1 protein-coding gene is annotated in these 245 nt (G+C 69.8%); it reads left to right on the forward strand.

The window, feature by feature from the left end:
- The coding region (locus tag IO39_RS43700) for a LysR family transcriptional regulator (RefSeq protein WP_043637960.1) at positions 1-245 on the forward strand (245 nt) is incomplete at both ends.

The following is a 245-nucleotide window of genomic DNA, read 5'->3' on the forward strand; positions in this document are numbered from 1 at the left end:
GACATCGAGATCTTCCTGGCGCTGGCCGAGGAGCTGCACTTCGGCCGCACCGCGCAGCGGCTGCACGTGACCCAGGCCCGCGTCAGCCAGGCGATCAAGAAGCAGGAGCGCCGGATCGGCGCCGCCCTGTTCGACCGTGACAACCGTAACGTGGCCCTGACGCCGATCGGCCGGCAGTTGTTCGCGGATCTTCACCCCATGTACCAGGGGTTGCGCGAGGGCATCGAGCGCGCCGTCCGGGCCGC

This window comes from Nonomuraea candida (assembly GCF_000725485.1).
GTDB classification, from domain to species: Bacteria; Actinomycetota; Actinomycetes; order Streptosporangiales; family Streptosporangiaceae; genus Nonomuraea; species Nonomuraea candida.